General features: G+C 70.1%; 2 protein-coding genes. One reads left to right on the forward strand and one right to left on the reverse strand.

From position 1 onward, the window contains the following. Window positions 1-1,657, forward strand: a 1,657-nt coding sequence (locus WAW17_RS13960; protein ID WP_422333553.1) for a thioredoxin domain-containing protein, incomplete at its 5' end; no start/stop codon positions are given. Between the two features lie 9 nt (window positions 1,658-1,666). Here the strand turns inward: WAW17_RS13960 and trhA are convergent. Beyond that, window positions 1,667-2,174 (reverse strand): PAQR family membrane homeostasis protein TrhA (trhA, locus tag WAW17_RS13965; protein ID WP_422333554.1); only part of this gene is annotated, 508 nt, incomplete at its 5' end.

Consider the following 2,174-nt stretch of genomic DNA (forward strand, 5'->3'; position numbering starts at 1 on the left):
GTTCTACTGCGGTACCTATTACCCGCCCGCGCCCCGCGGCGGAATGCCGTCGTTCACCCAATTGCTGAGCGCCATCGCCGACACGTGGCGCGACCGCCGGCACGACGTGGACCAGGCGGCCGTGGCCGTCGTCGCGGAGCTGCAGCGCGGGGCAGGCGGCATCCCGTCGAGCGATGTCCGGGTGGGCGCGCCGCTGCTCGATGCGGCCACCGCAGCGGTGGTCCGCGAGGCGGACGCGGAGTTCGGCGGGTTCGGTGGCGCTCCCAAGTTCCCGCCGTCCGCGTTGCTCGAAGGTCTACTGCGAGCCTATGAAAGGAACGGCGCGGAGGCTGTCCTCGGCACGGTGGAGCGTACGGCGTCCGCGATGGCTCGCGGCGGTATCTACGACCAGCTCGGCGGCGGATTCGCCCGGTACTCGGTCGACGCGCAGTGGGTGGTGCCGCATTTCGAGAAGATGCTGTACGACAACGCCCAGTTGCTCCGGGTCTATGCCCACCTCGGCCGCCGCACCGGTTCGGATCTCGCGGTCCGGGTGGCCGAGGAGACGGTCGAGTTCCTGTTGCGGGATCTCCGCACGCAGGCCGGGTCGTTCGCGTCCGCCCTCGACGCCGACACCGAAGGAGTCGAGGGTCTGACCTACGTGTGGACGCCGGAGCAGCTCGTCGACGTGCTGGGGTCCGAGGACGGGGTGTGGGCGTCGGATCTTTTCGCAGTGAGCTCTGCCGGGACGTTCGAGGCAGGGACGTCGGTGCTTCAGCTCCCCGCCGACCCGGACGATCGGGAGCGGTGGCGGCGCGTCCGGAGCGCTCTGTTCGCGGAACGCGGGACGAGACCGCAACCGGGGCGCGACGACAAAGTGGTCACGGCCTGGAACGGTATGACGATCACGGCGCTGGCGGAGGCGGGTGCCGGTCTCGGCAGGCCGGAATGGGTGGATGCTGCCGCGGTGTGCGCCAGGACGGTCCTCGATCTGCACCTGATGGACGGACGGTTGCGCCGGGCGTCGCTGGGATCGGTCGTGGGTGAGCCGGCGGGCGTCCTCGAGGACTACGCCTGGATGGCCACGGGACTACTTGCGCTGTACCAGGCGTCCGGCGACGGAGAATGGTTGCGCAGCGCCCAGGAACTGGTCGATCTCGCGCTGATCCATTTCGCGGACCCGGAGCAGCCCGGCAGCTGGTTCGACACCGCGGACGATGCCGAGAACCTGGTGACCCGTCCGCGTGACCCCGTCGACGGGGCCACGCCTTCGGGGGCGTCCAGTCTGGCCGAGGCGCTGCTGACGGCCGCTGCGGTGGCGGCCCCGGACGATTCGGCTCGGTATGCCGCCGCAGCGGACGCGTCGCTGCTGCGCGCGGCGCTGCTGCTGCAGCGGGCCCCGCGGTCGGCGGGCCAGTGGCTCGCCGTCGCGGAGGCGTCGGTGCGGGGGCCTATCCAGGTGGCGGTGGCCACGAATGGTGACTCCCGTTTACTCGAGGCCGCCCGCCGGTTCGCGCCCGGCGGCGCCGTGGTCGTCGGTGGCGAGCCGGACTCGTCGCCGTTGCTCGCAGACCGCCCTTTGGTGGGCGGTGTGTCGGCGGCGTACGTGTGCCGTGGATTCGTGTGCGATCGTCCGGTGTCGTCCCCCGGCGAACTGCGTGAAGTGCTGAGCCGCTGACCGTTTCGGTCAGTGGAACACCACGAGCCAGACGGCGATGTAGTGGCACAGTGCCGCGATGACGGTGGCGGCGTGGAAGAACTCGTGGTGACCGAAGGTGCGGGGCCACGGATTGGGCCATTTGGTGGCGTACAGGATCGCGCCCACCGAGTACAGGATGCCGCCGATCAGAAGCAGCACCAGGGGGAGGACACCGACCTCGCGGGCGAGTGCGGGCGCCACCGGCACGATGGCCCATCCGAGGAGCAGATAGAGCGGCACACCCACCCAGCGCGGCGCCGTGGGCCGGAGCATCTTCAGTGCGACCCCGGCAAGAGCTCCGGACCAGACGACGATCATCAGCACACGGCCCGTGCCTGGCGGTAGGCCCAGGACCGCGAACGGTGTGTAGCTCCCCGCGATGAAGAGGAAGATCATCGAATGGTCGGCACGTTTCATCCAGATCCGTGCCGCGACCGTCTTCCAGTGGATGCGGTGATAGGTGGCGCTGACGCCGAAGACCCCGCACACCGTCACG

It is taken from the genome of Rhodococcus sp. (in: high G+C Gram-positive bacteria), from assembly GCF_049286785.1.
Classification (GTDB): domain Bacteria; phylum Actinomycetota; class Actinomycetes; order Mycobacteriales; family Mycobacteriaceae; genus Rhodococcus_F.